Origin of the sequence: Microbacterium terricola (genome assembly GCF_027943945.1) — a bacterium.
In the GTDB taxonomy this organism is placed as follows: domain Bacteria; phylum Actinomycetota; class Actinomycetes; order Actinomycetales; family Microbacteriaceae; genus Microbacterium; species Microbacterium terricola.
The window spans coordinates 328990-342227 of sequence record NZ_AP027141.1; the positions used below are offsets into that span (position 1 = coordinate 328990).

A 13238-nucleotide genomic window follows, 5' to 3' on the forward strand; every position below is an offset into this window, starting at 1 on the left:
TGGGGCTCGGCACCGCGTCGTTCCACGAGGACGGCCGTCCCGGGGGGTTCGTCGCCCGTCCGAGGGGCCGGTGGTTCTTGGGGGAGAACCACCGGCCCCGGTTACGGCCGCCGGTCCTCGTGCCCTCAGGCCGTGGTGAGCCTGGCCAGCTCGGCGACGAACGCGTCCACGTCTGCGGGCTGCGTGTCGAACGAGCACATCCACCGCACCTCGTTGCGCGCCGCATCCCAGTCGTAGAAGCGGAACGACTCGCGCAGCGCGTCGGCCACGCCGTCCGGCACGGTCGCGAACACGCCGTTCGCCTGGGTCGGCTGGGTGAATGCGACGCCGCGGATGCTGCGGTCGGCGAGTCCTGCCTCGACCTCGCCGCGGAGGCGCTGCGCCATCGCGTTGGAGTGCCGCGCGTTGCGCAGGTACAGGTCGCCCTCGAGCAGCGCGATCAGCTGCGCCGAGACGAACCGCATCTTCGAGGACAGCTGCATGTTCAGCTTGCGGAGGAAGAGCAGCCCGTCGGAGGCGGCAGGGTCGAGCACGACGACGGCCTCGCCGAGCATCGCGCCGTTCTTCGTGCCGCCGAAGCTCAGCACGTCGACGCCGGCATCCCGGGTGAAGGCCCGCAGCGGCAGGTCGAGCGCGGCTGCCGCGTTGGAGATGCGCGCACCGTCCATGTGCAGGCGCATGCCCAGCGGATGGATGTGGTCGGCGATCGCGCGGATCTCGTCCGGCGTGTACAGGGTGCCGAGCTCGGTGGACTGGGTGATCGAGACGACCAGCGGCTGCGCGCGGTGCTCATCGCCCCACCCCCAGGCCTCCCGGTCGATCAGCTCGGGGGTGAGCTTGCCGTCGTCGGTCGGCACGTTCAGGATCTTGATCCCGGCGACGCGCTCGGGGGCGCCGCCCTCGTCCACGTTGATGTGGGCCGTGGACGCCGCCACCACCGCACCCCAGCGCGGAAGCATCGACTGCAGTCCCGTGACGTTCGCGCCGGTGCCGTTGAAGACGGGGAACGCCTGCACGCCCTCGCCGAAGTGGCCGGCGAAGACCTCCTGCAGGCGGGCGGTGTACGCGTCCTCGCCGTAGGCGATCTGGTGGCCGTCGTTGGCCGCGGCGATCGCGGCCAGCACCTCGGGGTGCACGCCGGAGTAGTTGTCTGAGGCGAAGCCGCGCACGGCGCGGTCGTGGAGGGTGCTCACGATGTTCCAGCCTAGTTTCCCTCCGGGTGCCTTCCGGATGTCGGCGCCCCCGGTTACCGTTCTCAGATGACCGAGGCGTCAGTCATCCAGGAGTCGCCCCCAGGAGGCATGCGCACGTTCGTCCAGGTCCTCGTCAACACGATGATCGCGAACGTCACCACGAGCTTCCTGTGGTTCGCGCTGACGTTCTGGGTCTACATCGAGACCGAGTCGGTGCTCGCGACGGGGGTCATCGGCGGCGCGTACATGCTGCTCGTGGCGCTGTTCTCGATGGTGTTCGGCACGCTCGTCGACCGCCACCGCAAGCATCGGGTCATGGTGCTGTCCAGCGTCGTCACGCTGGTGTCGTTCCTGGCGGCCGGCGCGCTGTACCTCACCAGGCCCGAGTCCGATCTCCTCGACATCCGCGGCCCCTGGTTCTGGCTGTTCGCGGGAATCATCCTGTTCGGCGCGGTCGTCGAGAACATGCGCAATATCGCCCTCTCGACGACGGTGACCCTCCTCGTGCCGGTCGACCGGCACGCCAACGCGAACGGCATGGTCGGCACCGTGCAGGGCATCGCGTTCATGGTCACGAGCGTCTTCAGCGGCCTGGCGATCGGCTTCCTCGGGATGGGGTGGACCCTCGTCATCGCGATCGCCTTCACGCTCGTGGCGCTCCTGCACCTGACCGTCCTGCGCATTCCGGAAGACAAGCCGCGGGTCGAGGGCGGGCGTCAGCCGGTCGTCGACATCCGTGGCAGCATCCGAGCGATCCGGCTCGCCCCCGGCCTGTTCGCCCTCATCATCTTCTCGACCTTCAACAACCTGATCGGCGGCGTCTACATGGCGCTGATGGACCCGTACGGGCTGACGCTGTTCTCCGTGCAGTGGTGGGGCATCATCCTCGGCATCACGTCGACCGGCTTCATCGTCGGCGGCATCGTCATCTCGGCCCGCGGCCTCGGCAAGAACCCGATCCGCACGATGCTGCTCCTCGTGATCGGGATGGGCGTGCTCGGCGCCCTGTTCACGATCCGCGAGTGGGGGTGGCTCTACGCGGTCGGCATCTGGGTCTACATGGCCATCGTCCCGGCGGTCGAGGCGGCCGAGCAGACGGTGATCCAGAAGATCGTGCCGTTCCGCACGCAGGGCCGCGTATTCGGCTTCGCGGCGGCGTTCGAGTCGGCGGCCGCGCCCATCACGGCCTTCCTGATCGCCCCGATGGCCGAGTTCTGGATCATCCCGTACGTGGACTCGACGGCGGGGCAGGACACCTGGGGCTGGCTGCTCGGTGAGGGCGAGGCCCGCGGCATCGCCCTGATCTTCCTGTTCAGCGGCATCGCGATGGTCCTGATCGGCTCGCTCGCGTTCACGACCCGCAGCTACCGCAGGCTTACCGTCGAGTACCGGGAGGCCCCGGACGCGCTGGCGGAAGGCGAGAGCGAGGCCGCAGACGAGGCCGAGGTCGGGTCGAGGCCGGAATCCGTCGAGCGTCAGGGCTGAGCGCGAGCTGACTCGGAGAGGTCGATCACCGTGTCGTTGAGCGCGCCGGGGTCGCCCCGCCACAGGTCGACGACCGCGCCCGCGAGGGTGTCCTCGAGGCCCGAGAGGGTGGTGACGCGGAAGATCACGGATGCCGCCGCGAGCGGGGTCCCCGCGTCACGAGCCGCCTTGGCGAAGCCCTGGGCGACCGCGCGCGCCCACGCCTCGCTCGCCGCCTTCACCGCGGCGTAGTTCGCGCCGCCGGCGAGCGGGCGGGCGACGGCCGTCGACGAGACGATCGCGAGCCGCCCCGCGGGCGACGCGGACAGGTCCTCGAGGAACGCGCGGCTGACGTGGCGGAGGGCGGTCAGCGACCGCTCCAGGAAGCGGAAGTCCTCGTCGGTCTGCCCGGCGAGTCCGCCGCCTCCGCGCCAGCCCCCGACGAGGTGGATGAGTCCGTCGACGGATCCGTGCACGGCGTGGATGCGCCCGGCCAGCTCCGCCACGGCGGCTTCGTCGGTGAGATCGCACAGCTCGGTGCTCAGCAGCTCCGCTGCCGGAGCCGCATCCTGTCGAAGGGTCGCGAGGCGCCCCGCATCGCTGCCGACGACCACGACGCGTGCGCCGGCCGACAGCAGCGCCCTGGTCACCGCCTGGCCGGCCGCGCTCGTGCCGCCCGCGACGACGACCAGCTTCCCGGTCGCCCCGCTGAGGTCAGTCATCGTCCCCGCGGATGCCGACGGTCGACTCGATCACCGGACGCATCTTCTTCTCCAGCGCCTCGAAGAACATCGACAGCGGGAACTCGTCGTCCATGACGGCATCCGTGTAGCCCTTGGGCAGGCCGGCGAGCACGTCGTCGGGCAGCCCGCGCGCCCAGAGGGAGGCGGGGTTCGGCGTCAGGGTGCCGCGCACGAGGTCGTACGCCGCGAGCCAGTGCGCCGTCTTGGGGCGGTCGATCGAGCGCCAGTAGAGCTCGTCGATCGCGTCGCCGAGCGCGACGACCGCGGCGGGGACGGATTCCCAGTCGAACGCGAGCGCGGTGTCGGTCCAGTGCAGGACGCCGCGCTGGTGCAGCCACGCGAACAGCAGCTGGCCGCCGAGTCCGTCGTAGTTGCGCACCCGCGAGCCGGTGATGGCGAAGCGGAAGATCCGGTCGAAGATCACGGCGTACTGCACGAGGACGGCGTGCTCGAGCATCTCGGCCTCGGCGGCGTCGAGCTCCGGTCCGGACTCGGCCCGGGCCCGCAGACGGGCGGTGATGGCGACGCACTCGCGGAACGCGGTCAGGTCGCAGCGCAGCTCCTCCAGCGAGTACAGGAAGTACGGCATCCGCTGCTTGATCATGAAGGGGTCGAACGGCAGATCGCCGCGCATGTGGGTGCGGTCGTGGATGAGATCCCACATCACGAAGGTCTTCTCGGCGAGGGCCTGGTCGTCCAGCATCCGCGCCGCCGCCTCCGGCAGGTCGAGCTTCGTGATCTCGGATGCTGCCCGCACCACGCGTCGGTAGCGCGCCGCCTCGCGGTCCTGGAAGATCGCGCCCCAGGTGAACGGCGGGATCTCACGCATCGCGACGGTCTCGGGGAAGAGCACGGCGCTGTTGGTGTCGTAGCCCGGCGTGAAGTCGATCAGGCGGAGCGACACGAAGAGGCGGTTCGTGTACTCGGTCTCGAGCCTCGCGATGAACTCCGGCCAGATCGCCTGCACGAGCAGCGCCTCGACGAAGCGGTTCGACGAGCCGTTCTGGGTGTACATCGGGAAGATCACGAGGTGGCGGATGCCGTCGACCCGGTGCTGCTGCGGCTGGAACGCGAGCAGCGAGTCGAGGAAGTCGGGGATGCCGAAGTCGGCGGACGCCCAGCGCTCGAAGTCGACGACGGATGCGGCGAGGTACGCGTCATCGTGCGGGAACCGCGGCCGCAGCTCGTCGATCGAGCGGGTGATCGTCGCCACGAGCTCGTGCGCTGCGGCGTGGTCCGCGGCGTCCGCGACCGAGCCGTCCTTGGCCTGCAGCCCCTGCAGGGCGATCGTCGCTTCCTTCAGCGCGAGCCAGGCGGCGGTGAGTTCCAGCGCGGTGTCATCAACCGTGACGTCCTCGGCGCGGGTGTCCTGAGTCATTGCCATTCCGTGATTCTAACGGAATCCCTACGGGCTCCCGATGTACTGCCGGAAAGTTTCCGGTTTCCGATAGGATCGCCGTATGACTGACCCGCGCGCCCACATCGACGACGACATCGACGCACGGATCGTGCAGGTCGTGTCGGCTGACGGACGGGCCACGCTGGCCGACATCTCGCAGGCGGTGGGCCTCGGCACCTCGGCCACGCAGGCGCGGCTCCGCCGGCTCGAGACCCGCGGGGTGATCACGGGATACCGCGCGGTGGTCGACGCGGAGGCCGTCGGCAAGCCGCTGTCGGCGTTCGTCGAGATCACGCCCCTCGACCCCGGCCAGCCCGACAACGCGCCCGAGCTGCTCGAGCACCTCTCCGAGATCGAGGCGTGCCACTCGATCGCGGGCGACGCGAGTTACATCCTGTTCGTGCGGGTCGCGACGCCGCGCCACCTCGAGACGCTGATCCGCGACATCCGTCATGCGGCATCGGTCAACACCCGCACGACCGTGGTGCTGCAGACCTTCTACGAGAACCGCCCGATCGCGCTCCCCGCCTGACAGCGGCGCGGTCCTCACGCGCTTTTCCGACGCACTTCCCGGCATCCCCCGCGGTCATACCTGCGTCGGATGCGGGGAACTGCGCGCGATGGTGGCGCGGGCGCCAGGTTTCGACTCGCTTCGCTCGCTCAACCTTGACCCGAGCCGCGTCAACGCGGGCTTCGCTCGCATTGACCCGGCTCGCGTCAAGTGTGCTGGGGGAAGCCCAGGTTCAGGCCGCCGTGCGAAGGGTCGAGCCAGCGGCTGGTGATCGCCTTCTCGGCGGTGAAGAACTCGAACCCGTGCGGGCCGTAGGCCTTCGCGTCGCCGAACAGCGACGCCTTCCACCCGCCGAACGAGTGGTAGGCCACCGGCACGGGGATCGGCACGTTGATGCCGATCATGCCGACGCGCGCCTCGCGCTGGAAGCGCCGGGCGGCACCGCCGTCGTTCGTGAAGATCGCCGTGCCGTTGCCGTAGGGGCTCCCGTTGATGATGCCCAGCCCCTCCTCGTAGCCGGCGACCCGCACGACCGACAGCACAGGGCCGAAGATCTCGTCACGGTACACCGACGACGAAGTCGGAACCTTGTCGATGAGGGTCGGGCCGAGCCAGAAGCCGTCCGCCTCGCCATCGACCTCGACCCCGCGCCCGTCCACGACCACCGCGGCGCCGTCCGCCGCGGCCACATCGATGTACGAGGCGACCTTGTCGCGATGCTGCCGGGTGATGAGCGGGCCCATGTCGCAGCCGCGGGTGCCGTCGCCGGTGCGCAGCGTCGCCATCCGCTCGGAGATCTTCGCCACCAGCTCGTCGGCCACGGTGTCGACCGCGAGCACGACCGAGATCGCCATGCACCGCTCGCCGGCCGAGCCGAAGCCCGCGTTCACCGCCGCGTCGGCGGCGAGGTCGAGGTCGGCGTCGGGCAGCACCAGCATGTGGTTCTTCGCCCCGCCGAGCGCCTGCACCCGCTTGCCGGCACCCGTCGCCGTCTCGTAGACGTACTTGGCGATCGGGGTGGACCCGACGAACGAGATCGCGGCGACATCCGGGTGATGGAGCAGCGCGTCCACGGCCTCCTTGTCGCCGTGCACGACGTTGAGGACGCCGTGGGGGAGCCCGGCTTCGGTCAGCAGCGCCGCCAGCCAGTTCGCGGCGGACGGGTCCTTCTCGCTGGGCTTGAGGATCACGGCGTTGCCGGCGGCCAGCGCGATGGAGAAGAACCACAGCGGCACCATCGCCGGGAAGTTGAACGGGCTGATGATGCCCACCACCCCGAGCGGCTGCCGCAGCGTGTACACGTCGACGTCGGTGGAGACGTTCTCCGAGTAGGCGCCCTTCGTGAGATGCCCGACGCCGCAGGCGAACTCGACGACCTCCATGCCGCGGGCGATCTCGCCCAGCGCATCGGAGAGGACCTTGCCGTGCTCCGACGTCAGGATCTCGGCCAGCTCCTGCTTGCGCGCGTTCAGCAGCTCGCGGAACGCGAACATCACGCCCTGCCGCTTCGCGATCGACGCGTCGCGCCACTGCGCCCACGCCGCGGAGGCGACGCCGACAGCCTCGTCGATGTCCGCGGCCGTGGCGAGCCGCAGCTCCTTCTGCACGGTGCCGAGGGCGGGGTTGTAGACCGGGCTGGTGCGCTCGGACGCGCCCGTCCAGGGTGCGCCGCCGACCCAGTGGTCGAGAATCGTGGTCATCGTTCGTCTCCTTCGACGCTCGTCAGAGCCTCATCGTAGATCGCCATCGCGCGTGCGACCTCCCCTTCGGTGACCACGCACGGCGGCACGACGTGCAGCCGGTTGTCGGCGAGGAACGGCAGCAGGCCGCGCGAGACCAGTTCCGCCTTGAGTCGCCCCATCACGGCGGCGCCGACCGGCTCGCGGGTCGTCCGATCGGCGACCAGCTCGAGCGCCCAGAACACCCCCTCGCCGCGCACCTCGCCGATCAGCGGGTGCTTCTCGGCCAGCGCGGCGAGCCCCGGACCGATCGCCTCGGCGCCGATGCGACGGGCGTTCTCGACGATCCCCTCCGACTCCATGGCATCGATCGAGGCGACGATGGATGCGGCGGCAAGCGGGTGCCCGGAGTAGGTCAGGCCACCGGGGAACACCCGGTCGTCGAAGGTCGCGGCGATCTCGTCGGAGATGATGACGCCGCCGACCGGCACGTAGCCGGAGTTGACGCCCTTGGCGAAGGTGATGAGGTCGGGCCGCACGTCATGGCCCTCGAACGCGAACCAGCGTCCGGTGCGCCCGAAGCCGGACATCACCTCGTCGAGGATCAGCAGCATCCCGTATCTGTCGCAGATCTCGCGCACGCCGGCGAGGTAGCCGGGCGGGGGGATCATGATGCCCGCGGTGCCGGGGATCGTCTCGAGCAGGATCGCCGCGATGCCGCTCGGTCCCTCCGCCTGCACCATGCGCTCCAGGTGGTGCAGTGCCCGCGCGCACTCCTCCTCGGGCGTCGTCGCCCAGAACTCGGAGCGGTAGAGGTACGGGCCGAAGAAGTGCACGTGGCCGCGCGCGTACTCGTTCGGGATGCGCCGCCAGTCGCCGGTCGCGACGATCGCCGCGCCGGTGTTGCCGTGGTACGACCGGTAGCGCGAGAGGATCTTGTCGCGGCCGGTGTGCAGACGCGCGAGCCGGATCGCGTTCTCGTTGGCGTCGGCTCCGCCGTTGGTGAAGAACACGCGGCTGAAGCCGTCCGGCGCCTTCGCCACGATGCGTGCGGCGGCCTCCCCGCGGACCAGGTTGGCCGTCGCGGGGCCGATCGTGGCGAGCTCGGCGGCCTGCGCCTGGATGGCGGCGACGACGGCGGGATGCTGGTGCCCGATGTTGACGTTGACCAGCTGGCTGGAGAAGTCCAGCATCCGGTTGCCTGCGTGATCCCACACCGTGGTGCCCTCGCCGCCGGCGATGACCGGCAGGTCGAGGTGCGCCTGCGCGGACCAGGAGTGGAAGACGTGCGCGCGGTCCAGCTCGCGGGCGCGGGCGTCGAGGTCGTCGGTCATCATCGTCCTTTCGTGGGTGGTGCGTGAGGGGTCCCCGGGCGGGCGAGTCGGACCCCGCCCGCCCGGCGACCGGTGGCCTACTGGCCGCCCTCGGTGAGCGTCACGTCGATCGGCGTGTAGTCGCCGGCGACGTCGACGCCCTCGTCCGCGAGCTCGGTGAGCGCCTGCTGGATGTACGCGTTGGAGTACGCGGACTCGGCCGGCTCGGTGGTGATGAGGTTGAGGCCGTCCTGGTTCTTCGCCGACAGCGCCCCGGCGACCGTCTGGTCCCAGGCCGCGGCGTCGACGACGCCGAAGTCGGCGCCGGTCCAGATGAGCTTGTTGACCTCGTTCATCTGCCACAGCTGGTGCGTCGGCCCGACCGGGAAGGCCGCCTCGGCGTTGGACGCGATGTCGTAGACGATCTCGGCCGACTCCTCCGGGTTGTCGCGGGCGAACAGCCAGCCCTTGGTGATCGCCTTCAGGAAGCGCACCGCGGCGTCGGCGTAGGCGGGATCCGAGAGACGCTCGGTGTCGGCCCAGATGGCGTCCTGCAGCATGGCGCCGTCGGTCTCCTCGTACGAGACGACGTCGAAGTCGTCCGGCTGGTACAGCTCGCCGGTGTCGGGGTTGACCACCTCGAGGATCTGCGCCCACTCGTTGTAGGTCATCGCCTGCGCCGCGTCGACGTCGCCGTCGAGCAGGGCGTTCATGTCGAAGCCCTGCGTCGTGATCGACACGGTCGTCGAGTCGAGTCCCTCGGCCGCCATCGCGGCGAAGATCTCCCACTCGTTGCCGAAGCCCCACGAGCCGATGCGCTTGCCCTCGAAGTCGGCGACCGACTCGATGCCGTCGCCGGCCCACGACACCTGCAGGGTGCCCGACTTCTGGAACACCTGGGCGATGTCGGTGAGCTCGACGCCCGCCCCTTCGAGCGTGCCGAGCACCTTCGGCACCCACGCGACGGCGAAGTCCGCATCGCCGGCGACGAGGGCGTCCTGCGGCACGATGTCGCCGCCGGAGGGGATGATCTCGACATCGTCGAAGCCCTCCTCCTCGAAGAAGCCCTTCTCCTGCGCGATGTAGTACCCGGCGAACTGGGTCTGCGGCAGCCACTGCAGCTGCAGTCGGATCGACGTGATCGGGTCGAACTCGGCCTGGGAGGGCGGCTCCTCCTGCTGGGTGGAACCCGAGCAGCCCGCGAGGGCGAGTGAGGCGATGGCGACGGTGGATGCGGCCAGAACGCCGCGACGGATGCTGTGTCTCATTGCTGTTCCTTTCATTCGGGTCGTGCGGATGGTGCAGGGTGCCGGTGCTCGACGAGGTCAGGTGCCGGCGTGGCGCCTCGTCGCGATCCGCTCGAGGAGCGAGGTGACGAGGAAAAAGGTGAGGCCGATGAGGATGCCGCCGAGGACGTACGCCCACGCGAGGGCGGCGCGCCCGGACTTCGCGTAGGTCGCGATTGCGGTCCCCACGCCGTCGGCAGGACCCCCGAAGTACTCGGCGACGAGGGCGGAGATGACCGCGAGCGACGCGGCGATGCGCAGACCGGTCATCAGGTACGGGAGCGCGGTCGGCAGCGTCAGCGAGCGGAAGGTCTGCCCGCGGGTGGCGGCAGATGCGCGGAACAGGTCGCGGTGCACGGCGCGGGTCTGGCGGAGGCCCCTGAGCACGTTGACGAACACCGGGATGAAGGCCGCGATCGCCGCGACGGCCTGGCGGCCGAACTGGCTCGACGCGCCGAACATCGTGTTGAGGATCGGCGTGACGGCGACGATCGGGATGACGGCGACCGCGGCGACGAGCGGCGCCAGCATCCCGTCGATGGGACGGAGGGATGCGGCGAGTGCGGCCAGCGCGATGGCGGCGACCGACCCGACCACCAGCCCGATGAGGGCGTTGAGTGCGGTGACGCCCATGTCCTCGGCGATGATGTTCCACCGCAGCACGAACTCCTGCGCGATCGCGATGGGGCTGGGGAGCATCCGCGGTGCCGCGCCCAGCACGTCGACGTAGATGATCCAGATGACCAGGCCGAGCAGGCCGACGATGACCGGCGCCCCGACCTGCAGCCAGGCCGGTGGTCGCCTGGTCTGCCCGACCGCCGCGCTCATCGCTCGCTCGCCCTCGACACGGGTGCACCGTGCAGCGCCTCGCGCACCGCGGTGACGCGCTCGAAGTATGCGGGCGTCTCGCGGAGCGCCTCGTCGCGCACCGGTCCGAGGTCCGTGGGGATGATCCGGGTGATGCGGCCAGGACGAGGGCTCATCACCACGACGCGGTCCGACAGGAACACCGCCTCCGGGATCGAGTGCGTCACGAACACGACCGCCGCGCCCGTCTCGGCGGCGATCCGGGCGAGCTCGGACTGCAGGTACTCGCGCGTCATCTCGTCGAGGGCGCCGAAGGGCTCGTCCATCAGCAGGAGACGGGGGCGGGACGCCAGGGCGCGCGCGATGGCGACGCGCTGCTGCATCCCTCCGGAGAGCTGGTCGGGGTACCGGTCGGCGAAGTCCGCGAGGCCGACGAGCTCGACGAGCTCGGCGACGCGCGCGTCGCGCTCGGTCTTCGTGGTCTTGCGCAGCTCGAGCGGCAGCGCGATGTTCGCCTCCACGGTGCGCCACGGCAGCAGGCCCGCCTGCTGGAACGCGATCCCGTAGTCCTGGTCGACCCGCGCGGTGCGGGCGGGCTTGCCGAAGATCTCGAGGCCGCCGGTCGTGGCCGTGTCGAGATCGGCGATCAGACGCAGGAGGGTCGACTTCCCGCATCCGGACGGTCCGATCAGGGAGACGAACTCACCCGCGGCGACCTCGAGGTCCACCTCGGTCAGCGCGGTGACGTCGCCCTTCTCCGTAGCGAAGACCTTGCCGACTCCGCTCGCCCGCACGGCGGTCGCGGGTCCGATGGGCTCGTCGCCATCCGCTCCCTGAGCCTGTCGAAGGGTCACGTGGCCTCTCCTCTGCGGTAGTTCTTCAGTCCTGCACCGAGCAGCACCACGGTGCCCGCGGCGATGAGGCCCAGCACGATCGAGCCGAACATCGGTCCCCACGGCGCCGCCGGATCGCTGGAGGCCTGTCCGGCGAGCTGGATCAGCATCCGTCCGATGCCGCCGCGCATGCCGATGGACACCTCAGCGACGACCGCCCCGACGACCGCGTTCGCGGCCGCCAGGCGCAGCGCGGGCAGCAGATGCGGCACCGCGGCGGGCAGCCGCAGACGCAGCAGGGTGGTCCAGTACCCCGCGGCGTAGGTGCGCATGAGGTCGAGATGGATGCTGTCGGGCGACCCGAGCCCGCGCAGCATGCCCACGGCGACGGGGAAGAACGCGAGGTACGACGCGATGAGGGCGACCGAGAGCCACTGCGGCCACGGGAAGGCGTCGCGGTCGATCTGATTGCCGATCGCGTTGACCACCGGCGCGAAGGCGATCAGCGGCACGATCTGGCTGACGACGATCCAGGGGAGCAGCCCCCACTCGACCAGTCGCCAGCGCTGCATGACGGCGCCGAGCACCGCGCCCACCGCGACGCCGATGATCCAGCCGACGGCGGCGATGCCGAGGGTGACCAGGGCGGCCGACGCGACCGACATCCACAGCGGCGGGGTGTCGCCGCCGCTGGTCGGGGCGAACAGGCGGGCGCCCATGTCCCACACGTGCGGCATGGCCCGCTCATGGGTGCGGGGGAGGATCATGACGCCCGAGCCGGTGTCGCCCTCGGTGCCGCCGATCACGAGGCCCTCGGCGGGCCCCACCAGCTTGTAGAGCTCCCAGAGGGCGATGACGGTGAGCACCCCGACGACGCCCCACGCCAGCGAGATCCAGCCGGCACCGCCGCGCCGAGGGCGGCGCGGCGGTGTCAGCGCCTCTGCGACATCGGCCTGCGCCAGGGGAAGGGTCATGACTTGGCCGTGATGTGCTCGGAGAGCGCGGGGATGACGGTCTCGCCGTACACGCGCAGCGTCTCCTCCTTGTTGTCGTGCTGGAGGTAGCCCGCGAACTGGGTGACGCCGATCGCGCGCAGCTGCTCGAGCTTGGCGATGTGCTCCTCGCCGGTGCCCAGGATGCAGAAGCGGTCGACGATCTCGTCCGGCACGAAGTCGACGTGGTCGTTCTCGGCGCGCCCGTGCGAGTTGTAGTCGTACCCCTCGCGCCCCGCGATGTAGTCCGTGAGCGCCTGCGGCACGCCCGCGCCGCCCCCTGGGTCCGTCGAAGGGCCGTACTTCGCCACGATGTCGGCGACGTGGTTGCCCACCATCCCGCCGAACCAGCGGCACTGGTCGCGCATGTGCGCGACATCCGTGCCGATGTACATCGGCGCCGCCACGCAGAACGCCAGGGATTCGGGGTCGCGGCCGACGGCGGCAGCGGCATCCTTCACGGTTCGGATCATCCAGGCCGCGATGTCGACGTCGGCCAGCTGCAGGATGAACCCGTCGCCGACCTCTCCGGCGAGCTTCAGGGCGAGCGGGCCGTACGCGGCGACCCAGACGTCGAGCGACGAGCCGCGGCTCCACGGGAACTGCAGCGTCGCCCCCTTGTAGTCGACGGGTCGCGAGTTGGCGAGCTCGCGGATGACGTGGATCGACTCACGCAGCTCGGCCATCGAGACGGGCTTCCCGTTGGTGACGCGCACCGCCGAGTCGCCGCGCCCGATGCCGCAGATCGTGCGGTTGCCGTACATCTCGTTGAGCGTCGCGAACACCGACGCCGTGACCGTCCAGTCGCGGGTGGCCGGGTTGGTCACGAAGGGGCCGACCGTGACCCGCCTGGTGGCGTTCAGGATCGCCGAGTGGATGACGTACGGCTCCTGCCACAGCAGGTGCGAGTCGAAGGTCCACACGTGACTGAACCCGTGGGCCTCGGCGAGCACGGCGAGCTGCACCGTGCGCGCTGCGGGCGGATTGGTCTGCAGGACGACGCCGAAGTCCATAATTC

12 protein-coding genes are annotated in these 13238 nt (G+C 70.3%); 2 read left to right on the forward strand and 10 right to left on the reverse strand.

The window, feature by feature from the left end; translation table 11 throughout:
• Positions 1 to 125: 125 nt before the first annotated feature.
• The gene (locus tag Microterr_RS01610; RefSeq protein ID WP_263796521.1) at positions 126 to 1193 is read right to left on the reverse strand and encodes a threonine aldolase family protein; all 1068 of its coding nucleotides are present in this window, start codon (positions 1191 to 1193) and stop codon (positions 126 to 128) included.
• A gap of 66 nt (positions 1194 to 1259) precedes the next feature.
• On the opposite strand from Microterr_RS01610, the gene Microterr_RS01615 reads away from it, so the two are divergent.
• Positions 1260 to 2678 carry an MFS transporter gene (locus tag Microterr_RS01615; protein ID WP_281974232.1) on the forward strand — a complete coding sequence of 473 codons (1419 nt, stop codon included), beginning with the start codon at positions 1260 to 1262 and terminating at the stop codon, positions 2676 to 2678.
• On the opposite strand, the gene Microterr_RS01620 is transcribed toward Microterr_RS01615, so the two are convergent.
• Positions 2669 to 3379, reverse strand: a complete 711-nt coding sequence (locus Microterr_RS01620; protein WP_263796520.1) for an SDR family NAD(P)-dependent oxidoreductase — start codon at positions 3377 to 3379, stop codon at positions 2669 to 2671. The genes Microterr_RS01615 and Microterr_RS01620 overlap by 10 nt on opposite strands.
• Positions 3372 to 4778 carry a DUF6421 family protein gene (locus Microterr_RS01625; protein WP_404810207.1) on the reverse strand — a complete coding sequence of 469 codons (1407 nt, stop codon included), beginning with the start codon at positions 4776 to 4778 and terminating at the stop codon, positions 3372 to 3374. The genes Microterr_RS01620 and Microterr_RS01625 overlap by 8 nt, the downstream gene beginning before the upstream one ends.
• 82 nt (positions 4779 to 4860) lie before the next feature.
• On the opposite strand from Microterr_RS01625, the gene Microterr_RS01630 reads away from it, so the two are divergent.
• On the forward strand, positions 4861 to 5331 hold the full coding sequence (locus Microterr_RS01630) for an Lrp/AsnC family transcriptional regulator (RefSeq protein WP_263796518.1): 471 nt from the start codon (positions 4861 to 4863) through the stop codon (positions 5329 to 5331).
• Between the two features lie 185 nt (positions 5332 to 5516).
• On the opposite strand, the gene Microterr_RS01635 is transcribed toward Microterr_RS01630, so the two are convergent.
• The 7 genes from Microterr_RS01635 to Microterr_RS01665 form a co-directional block, all read right to left on the reverse strand.
• Positions 5517 to 7010, reverse strand: coding sequence for a CoA-acylating methylmalonate-semialdehyde dehydrogenase (locus tag Microterr_RS01635; protein WP_263796517.1), 1494 nt, complete (start codon positions 7008 to 7010; stop codon positions 5517 to 5519).
• The gene (locus tag Microterr_RS01640; RefSeq protein WP_263798850.1) at positions 7007 to 8323 is read right to left on the reverse strand and encodes an aspartate aminotransferase family protein; all 1317 of its coding nucleotides are present in this window, start codon (positions 8321 to 8323) and stop codon (positions 7007 to 7009) included. Before Microterr_RS01640 ends, Microterr_RS01635 begins: the two co-directional genes overlap by 4 nt.
• 77 nt (positions 8324 to 8400) lie before the next feature.
• Complete coding sequence (locus Microterr_RS01645) at positions 8401 to 9570, reverse strand: ABC transporter substrate-binding protein (protein ID WP_263796516.1); 1170 nt, start codon at positions 9568 to 9570, stop codon at positions 8401 to 8403.
• A gap of 57 nt (positions 9571 to 9627) precedes the next feature.
• Entirely contained in the window at positions 9628 to 10416 is a 789-nt protein-coding gene (locus Microterr_RS01650) for an ABC transporter permease (RefSeq protein ID WP_263796514.1), read from the reverse strand.
• The gene (locus tag Microterr_RS01655) at positions 10413 to 11249 is read right to left on the reverse strand and encodes an ABC transporter ATP-binding protein (RefSeq protein WP_404810172.1); all 837 of its coding nucleotides are present in this window, start codon (positions 11247 to 11249) and stop codon (positions 10413 to 10415) included. The genes Microterr_RS01650 and Microterr_RS01655 overlap by 4 nt, the downstream gene beginning before the upstream one ends.
• Positions 11246 to 12202, reverse strand: coding sequence for an ABC transporter permease (locus Microterr_RS01660; RefSeq protein ID WP_263796513.1), 957 nt, complete (start codon positions 12200 to 12202; stop codon positions 11246 to 11248). The genes Microterr_RS01655 and Microterr_RS01660 overlap by 4 nt, the downstream gene beginning before the upstream one ends.
• The gene (locus tag Microterr_RS01665; protein WP_263796511.1) at positions 12199 to 13233 is read right to left on the reverse strand and encodes a TIGR03842 family LLM class F420-dependent oxidoreductase; all 1035 of its coding nucleotides are present in this window, start codon (positions 13231 to 13233) and stop codon (positions 12199 to 12201) included. Before Microterr_RS01665 ends, Microterr_RS01660 begins: the two co-directional genes overlap by 4 nt.
• Positions 13234 to 13238: the final 5 nt, after the last annotated feature.